Genomic DNA, 7,514 nt, shown 5'->3' with positions numbered 1-7,514 from the left:
CCCCCCCCCCCCCCCCCCCCCCCCCCCCCCCCCCCCCCCCCCCCCCCCCCCCCCCCCCCCCCCCCCCCCCACCGCGGCCCCGCTGATCAGTGCCGCGTTGTCCGCCTGCGTCACGGAGAGGTACCACGTGCGGCCGTCGGCGGTGGCGGCGCAGCGCTCCGCGACGGGCGTGGCGTCGTCGAGCCGGTTGAGCGCGACCACGACCGCGCCGACCCCCACCGCGGCGACCGTGACGAGGGTGACCGCGGTGCGCAGGGGTCGTCGGCGCGGCCGGACGCGCCCCGGCGCCGGGGCGTCGGGGGAGCGCGGGGGCTGCGTCGTCGTCATCGCCGAGGCGGGGCGTGCTCGGGAGGGCCGGTCAGTTCGCGTGCAGCGCGGCGTTGAGCTCGACGCCCGCGCCGGTCCGCGAGACCGCCTCGACCCCGCCGGTCAGCGAGTTGCGCCGGAAGAGGATGCCCGACCGCCCGGCGAGGTCGCGCGCCTTGACCACGAGCGGCTCGCCCGCGGCGTCCTGCTGCCCGACGACCGTCACCTTGGTCCCCGCGGTGACGTACAGGCCGGACTCCACGACGCAGTCGTCCCCGAGCGGGATGCCGAGGCCGGCGTTGGCGCCGAGCAGGGAGCGCTGACCGACCGAGATGACCTCGCGGCCGCCGCCGGACAGCGTGCCCATGATCGACGCGCCGCCGCCCACGTCGGAGCCGTCGCCCACGACGACGCCCGCCGAGATGCGCCCCTCGACCATGGACGTCCCGAGGGTGCCCGCGTTGAAGTTCACGAAGCCCTCGTGCATCACCGTGGTGCCCGCCGCGAGGTGCGCTCCGAGGCGCACGCGGTCCGCGTCGGCGATGCGGACGCCGGACGGGACGACGTAGTCCACCATGCGCGGGAACTTGTCGACGCCGAGCACGGTCACGGGCTGACCCGTCGCGCGCAGGCGCAGGCGCGTCTCCTCGAAGCCGTCGACGGCGCACGGGCCGTGGTTCGTCCACACGACGTTCGCCAGCACGCCGAAGAGGCCGTCGAGGTTCAGGCCGTGCGGCACGACGAGGCGGTGGGAGAGCAGGTGCAGGCGCAGGTAGGCGTCGGCGGTGTCGGCGGGGGCGGCGTCGAGGTCGATCTCGGTCCGCACCACGACGACGTCCACGCCGCGCAGCTCGTCGCGCTCCGCGAGCGCGTCGAGCGACGCGGGCACGGCGGCGTCCGCCGGGGCGGCGCCGAGCTCCGGCGCGGGGTACCAGACGTCGAGGGTCGTGCCGTCGTCGGTGACGGTCGCCAGGCCGTAGCCCCACGCCGTACGCGGCTCGGACGCGCCCGCCGACGAGGCGGGCGCGGGGGTCGCAGAAGTCATGCGCCCCACCCTATCCGGCGCCGGTAGGGTGCTGGCGTGACCTCTCCCACCCCTGGTACCGGACCCGTGCTCGACCTCCGCGGCGACCTCGTCGCCCTGTTCCGCGCGGTGTGCGACGTGCCGTCCGTGAGCGGGGACGAGCGTGCGCTCGCGGACGCGGTCGAGGCGGCGCTGCGTGCGCTCCCGCACCTGGAGGTCGTGCGCGACGGCGACACGGTCGTCGCGCGCACGACGCTCGGCCGCGAGCGGCGCGTCGTGGTCGCGGGCCACCTCGACACGGTGCCGCTGACGGACCCGCCGAACCTGCCGACGCGCGTCGTCGGCGAGGGCGCGCACGCCGAGGTCTGGGGCCGGGGCACGGTGGACATGAAGGGCGGTGTCGCGGTCGCGCTCGCGCTGGCCGCGGAGCTCGACGCCCCGGCCCAGGACGTCACGTGGGTCTTCTACGACAACGAGGAGGTCGCCGCGGACCTCAACGGGCTCGGGCGCCTCGCGCGGAACCGTCCGGACCTGCTGGCGGCGGACTTCGCCGTGCTCGGGGAGCCCACCTCGGCGGGCCTCGAGGGCGGGTGCAACGGGACGCTGCGCGCCGAGGTGCGCGTGCCGGGCGTCGCCGCCCACTCCGCGCGCTCCTGGACCGGGACCAACGCGATCCACGCCGCGCACGAGGTGCTCGACCGCCTGGCCGCGTACGTCCCCCAGGACGTCGAGGTCGACGGCCTCGTCTACCGGGAGGGGATGAACGCCGTCGGGATCGCGGGCGGGATCGCGGGGAACGTCGTGCCGGACGAGTGCGTGGTCACGGTGAACTACCGGTTCGCCCCCTCCCGGAGCGTGGCCGAGGCCGAGCAGCACGTCCGCGACCTCTTCGCCGGCTACGCGGTGACGCTCACCGACGCGGCGCCCGGCGCGCGGCCCGGGCTCGACGACCCGCTCGCGGCGGACTTCGCGGCGGCCGTCCTCGGCGTGACGGGAGGCGCACCGGCCCCGAAGTACGGCTGGACCGACGTCGCGCGGTTCGCCGAGCTCGGCGTCCCGGCGGTGAACTTCGGGCCCGGGGACCCGCTGCTGGCGCACAAGGACGACGAGCGGTGCCCCGTCGGGCAGCTCGCGCTGTGCCGCGACGCGCTCCGTGCGTGGCTCACGGCCGCACCTGCGGCATAGGCTCGTGACCATGAGCGACACGGTGCGTGACCAGCCAGGTTCCGACGACGGCGTGCCCCAGACCGGCACCGGGTACCGCAAGGGGCCGGTCCTGCTGCGCGGCGACCAGATCCCGGGCCAGACGACGGACCAGCGGCTCCTCGACTCGCGGGGCAACGCGGACTGGGTCCACTCCGACCCGTGGCGCGTCATGCGGATCCAGAGCGAGTTCGTCGAGGGCTTCGGGGCGCTCGCGGAGGTCGGTCCGGCCGTCTCCGTGTTCGGCTCGGCGCGCACCAAGCCGGACCACCCGGACTACACGCTGGCCGAGGAGGTGGGGCGCCTCCTCGTCGACGAGGGCTTCGCCGTCATCACGGGCGGCGGCCCCGGCATCATGGAGGCGGCCAACAAGGGTGCGTCGGACGCCGGCGGCCTGTCGATCGGCCTCGGGATCGAGCTGCCGTTCGAGCAGGGCATGAACCGCTACGTCAACCTCGGCGTGAACTTCCGCTACTTCTTCGCCCGCAAGACGATGTTCGTCAAGTACGCGCAGGGCTTCGTCGTGCTGCCGGGCGGCTTCGGCACGTTCGACGAGCTCTTCGAGGCGCTGACGCTCGTCCAGACGCACAAGATCACCGAGTTCCCCGTCGCGCTCGTCGGGACGGACTACTGGACCGGGCTGCTCGACTGGGCGCGCACCGCCGTCGTGGGCCGCGGCATGATCAGCGAGCACGACCTCGACCTCGTCCACCTGTGCGACGACCCGGCCGAGGCCGTCGAGTACGTGTGCGACCGCGGCGCCGAGCTGCGGGCGGAGGAGCGCGAGGCGACCGAGGAGCTCGCCCGGGCGCAGGCCGGCGACGCGAGCTGACGGGCGCGGCGCGATGACCGCAGGTCCGGGCGCGCCCGGCTCCGGCGCGGGCGAGCGCGGGGCGCCCACGCCCGGCGAGGGCGCGCCCGTCCCGCTGCCGCCCCTCGGGGTGCCCCCGCGCGGCTCGTCGCTCGTGCTGCGCGGGCGCGAGCTCGACCGGCCCGCGGTGATGGCCATCGTCAACCGCACCGACGACTCGTTCTACGCCGGGGCGCGCCAGCTCGACGACCGCCAGGCGCTCGCCGCCGTCGAGCGCGCCGTCACGGAGGGCGCCGAGATCCTCGACGTGGGCGGGGTGCGCGCCGGGGTCGGCCCGGAGGTGACCCCGGCGGAGGAGATCCGCCGCGTCGTCCCGTTCGTCGCACGGGTGCGGTCGGAGTTCCCGGACCTCCTCGTCAGCGTGGACACGTGGCGCGCCGAGGTCGCGCACGAGGCGGCGCTCGCGGGCGCGGACCTCGTCAACGACACGTGGGCCGGGCACGACCCGCGGCTCGTCGAGGTCGCCGGGCAGCACGGGATCGGCGTCGTGTGCTCCCACACCGGGGGAGCGCGGCCGCGCACGGACCCCGTCCGCGTCGCCTACCCGGCCCGCCCCGGAGCGGCCGACCCGCGGGACGGCGTGGTGCAGGACGTCGTGACGACGCTCCGGGCCGCGGCCGAGCGGGCGGTGTCGTGCGGCGTCCCGCGCGCGTCGGTGCTCGTCGACCCGACCCACGACTTCGGCAAGAACACGTGGCACTCCCTGCACCTGCTGCGCCGCACCGAGGTGCTCGCCGGGCTCGGGTTCCCGCTCCTCATGGCGCTGTCGCGCAAGGACTTCGTGGGGGAGACGCTCGACCTCCCGGCCGACGAGCGCCTCGAGGGCACGCTCGCGGCGACGGCCGTCGCCGCGTGGCTCGGCGCGCGCGTCTTCCGCGCGCACGACGTCGCCGCGACACGTCGCGTCCTCGACCTGGTCTCCGCCGTCCGCGACGAGACGGCCCCGGCGGCGGCGCTGCGGGGCCTCGCGTGACGACGCCGCGCGCGGCCGCCCTGCCCCCGGCACGGGCGCGGCTGCTGCGGCCCGCGACCTGGCGGTGGTGGGTCCAGGTGCTCGCGGTCTACGCCCTCGCCCGGGTGGTGAGCGCCGTCGTCCTGCTCGTCACCGCGCGGTCCCAGGAGCAGAACCTGTGGACGGACGCCGCGCCCTCCTACCTCGCCTACGTCGGCCGGATGTGGGACGCGAGCTGGTACGAGCAGATCTACCGGTCCGGCTACCCGGACACGCTCCCCGTGGGTCCCGACGGCGCCGTGCAGCAGAACGTGTGGGCCTTCTTCCCGTTGTTCCCGGCGCTCGTGCGCGCGCTCGACACGGTCACAGGGCTCGGGTGGGAGGTGCTGGCCCCGACCCTCGCGGTGGTGTGCGGGGCGGGCGCGGTGCTCGTGGCCCACCGGCTCGTCGCGACGGCGGGGGCCGCCGCCGTCGAGCGCCGCCCGGGCCTCCCGCTCGCGACCGTGCTGCTCGTGAGCGTGTTCCCCTCCAGCCCGGTCCTCCAGGTCGCGTACACCGAGTCCCTCGCCCTGCTCCTCGTGGCGGGTGCGCTGCTCCTGCTCGCCCGCCGTCGCTACGCCTGGACGGCGCTCGTCGTCGTCCTCCTCGGCTTCTGCCGCGCGGTCGCGCTGCCGATGGCGGCGGTCGTGCTGTGGCACGGGTTCGTGCGGTGGCGCCGCGGGGACCTGCGCGGGCCCGACGCCGCCCGGCTGGGCGGCCTGCTCGTCGTCGCCCTCGGGAGCGGGCTCGTGTGGCCCTGGCTGTGCGGCGCGGTGACGGGCGTGCACCAGGCGTACTTCCGCACCCAGGAGGCCTGGCGCGGCGGCGCGGAGGTCGTGCCGTTCGTGCCGTGGGTGGACGTCTCGCGATGGCTCGCGGGCGACGCCGGCCCGTGGCTCCTCGCGCTCGTCCTCGTGGCGGCCGCCGCGCTCGTCCTCAACCCGGTCGCGGCGCGCCTCGGCCCGGAGATGCACGCGTGGTCCGGGGCGTACCTGGCCTACCTCGTGGCGACCGTCCAGCCGGGCACGTCCCTCGTGCGCTTCCTCCTGCTGGCGTTCCCGCTCGGCGCGGTGACGGTCGGGTGGACGCGGTCGCGCACGTGGCTCGCGGCGGTGACCGTCGCGTGCGTCGTGGGGCAGGTGTGGTGGGTGTGGTCGCTGTGGCGGCTGGTCCCGCCGTCGGGGTGGCCGCCGTGACCGGGACGCCCGGGATGTCGGCACGCGTGAACTAGACTGTCCCCCGGGCGTCGTCCGAGGTCGGACGCCCCTCCTCGCGCGTGCGGGGTGGACTCGGGACAAACGGAAATGGAGTGCCATCGATGGCTGCGATGAAGCCGCGGACGGGTGACGGACCGCTGGAGGTCACCAAGGAAGGGCGAGGCATCGTCATGCGGGTCCCGCTCGAGGGTGGCGGGCGTCTGGTGGTCGAGCTCAACGCGACCGAGGCCAGCGAGCTGGGTGAGGCGCTCCAGGCCGTGGTGGGCTGATTGCCCGCACGTGAGCGCCGGGTGTCCGGAACCTCGGAGATCCCGCGCGCGCTGCCGGAGGTGGTCGGCGCACGGGGCACGCTGAGCGACGCCCCGCTCGTCGACGAGTCACAGGCCGACGCGGTCGTGGTCGCCGTCGCTCCGCCGCGCGAGGCGGAGGACGGGCTCCAGCCGCGTGCCGGCACGGTCGATGCCACCGTGCGGTACGGAGTCGACCTCGCCGAGCTGGCCGAGCGGGCGGGCGGGCCGGGCTTCCGCGGCGCGGCCGGCGAGGTCGTGCGCGTGGACCTGCCGCGCGCGCACGTCGGGTCGACGACCCGGCTGCCGTGGGCGGGCCTGCCGCCCCGTCTCCTGCTGCTCGGCGTCGGCGCCGGGACCACGACGGACCTGCGCCGCGCCGGTGCCGCGCTGGCCCGGGCGTCCCGCGGCCTCGAGCGGGTCGTGAGCGCCGTGACCGCGGACGCCGGTGCGGCCGAGGTCCGCGCCTACGTCGAGGGCTACCTGCTCGCCGCGTACGCCCAGCCGCGACGGGGCGACGCACCGGCAGGCACGGAGACCGCCGCCGCGCAGCTCGTGCTGCTCACGCCGCCCGACCGTCCCGACGTCGCGGCACCGATCGAGGCAGCGACCCGCGCGGCTACCGCGACGTGGCTCGTGCGCGACCTCGCGAACACGCCCTCCGACGTCAAGGACCCCGCCTGGTTCGCCGAGCGCGCGCTCGGGCTGGCCGACGAGCTCGGCCTCGACACCACTCTCCGCGGCCCCGCCGAGCTCGCCACGGAGGGCTTCGGCGCGCTCCTCGCCGTGGGCGCCGGCTCGGCGCGCGGGCCCCGGCTCCTCACCGTCACCTACGACCCCGCGGACCACGGCGTGACCCCGGCGAAGGGCCGCGCCGCGCCGCGGCACGTGGTCGTCGTCGGCAAGGGCATCACCTACGACACGGGCGGCCTGTCCATCAAGCCGCGCGAGGCGATGGTGCCCATGAAGACCGACATGGCAGGTGCCGCCGTCGCGCTCGCCGTCGTGCTCGGGGCCGCCCGTGCGCGCTCGGACCGGCGCGTGACCGCCGTGCTGCCGCTCGCGGAGAACCACGTCGGCGCGGCGTCGTACCGCCCGGGCGACGTGCTGCGCACGTGGTCGGGCCGCACGGTGGAGGTCGCGAACACGGACGCCGAGGGCCGTCTCGTCCTCGCCGACGCCGTCGCGTACGCCGTGCACGAGCTCGCCCCCGACGTGCTCGTGGACGTCGCGACCCTGACCGGCGCCGCGAGCGTGGGCCTGGGCCGGGGCCACGGCGCGCTGTTCGCCACCGACGACGGGGTGGCCGACGCGCTCGAGGGCGCCGCCCTCACCACGGGCGAGCGGGTGTGGCGCATGCCGCTCGTCGAGGACTACGCGGGTGCGCTCCGCTCCGACGTCGCCGACCTGCGGCACGTCCCGGTCGAGAGCCCCGGCGGCGGGGCGATCACCGCGGCCCTGTTCCTGCGGGAGTTCGTGGGCGACGTGCCCTGGGCCCACCTCGACGTCGCGGGGCCCGCGCGCGCGACGGCCGACCGCCACGAGGTCGTGGCCGGGGCGACGGGCTTCGGCGCCCGGCTGCTGCTCGAGGCGCTCGAGCGGCTCTGACGCGGCG

General features: G+C 76.6%; 7 protein-coding genes. 6 read left to right on the top strand and 1 reads right to left on the bottom strand.

What is annotated here, in order from left to right:
- Positions 1–358: 358 nt before the first annotated feature.
- The gene (gene dapD, locus AC3WT4_RS13110; RefSeq protein ID WP_074809449.1) at positions 359–1,351 is read right to left on the bottom strand and encodes a 2,3,4,5-tetrahydropyridine-2,6-dicarboxylate N-succinyltransferase; all 993 of its coding nucleotides are present in this window, start codon (positions 1,349–1,351) and stop codon (positions 359–361) included.
- A gap of 36 nt (positions 1,352–1,387) precedes the next feature.
- On the opposite strand from dapD, the gene dapE reads away from it, so the two are divergent.
- The 6 genes from dapE (at position 1,388) to AC3WT4_RS13080 (ending at position 7,507) form a co-directional block, all read left to right on the top strand.
- Positions 1,388–2,515 carry a succinyl-diaminopimelate desuccinylase gene (gene dapE, locus AC3WT4_RS13105; protein ID WP_400110139.1) on the top strand — a complete coding sequence of 376 codons (1,128 nt, stop codon included), beginning with the start codon at positions 1,388–1,390 and terminating at the stop codon, positions 2,513–2,515.
- Positions 2,516–2,525: 10 nt separating this feature from the next.
- Positions 2,526–3,365 carry an LOG family protein gene (locus tag AC3WT4_RS13100; RefSeq protein WP_108049902.1) on the top strand — a complete coding sequence of 280 codons (840 nt, stop codon included), beginning with the start codon at positions 2,526–2,528 and terminating at the stop codon, positions 3,363–3,365.
- A 13-nt stretch (positions 3,366–3,378) separates the two neighbouring features.
- On the top strand, positions 3,379–4,377 hold the full coding sequence (gene folP / locus AC3WT4_RS13095; RefSeq protein ID WP_257419169.1) for a dihydropteroate synthase: 999 nt from the start codon (positions 3,379–3,381) through the stop codon (positions 4,375–4,377).
- Positions 4,374–5,591, top strand: a complete 1,218-nt coding sequence (locus tag AC3WT4_RS13090) for a hypothetical protein (protein WP_492315631.1) — start codon at positions 4,374–4,376, stop codon at positions 5,589–5,591. Before folP ends, AC3WT4_RS13090 begins: the two co-directional genes overlap by 4 nt.
- A 122-nt stretch (positions 5,592–5,713) precedes the next feature.
- Complete coding sequence (locus tag AC3WT4_RS13085; RefSeq protein ID WP_064506638.1) at positions 5,714–5,881, top strand: DUF3117 domain-containing protein; 168 nt, start codon at positions 5,714–5,716, stop codon at positions 5,879–5,881.
- A 21-nt stretch (positions 5,882–5,902) separates the two neighbouring features.
- Positions 5,903–7,507: a leucyl aminopeptidase family protein gene (locus AC3WT4_RS13080; RefSeq protein WP_492315630.1), complete on the top strand. Its 1,605-nt coding sequence runs from the start codon at positions 5,903–5,905 to the stop codon at positions 7,505–7,507.
- Positions 7,508–7,514 lie beyond the last annotated feature (7 nt).

It is taken from the genome of Cellulosimicrobium sp. EB106-03-01-XG111, from assembly GCF_058792115.1.
This window is presented reverse-complemented; position numbering and strand designations above follow the sequence as displayed.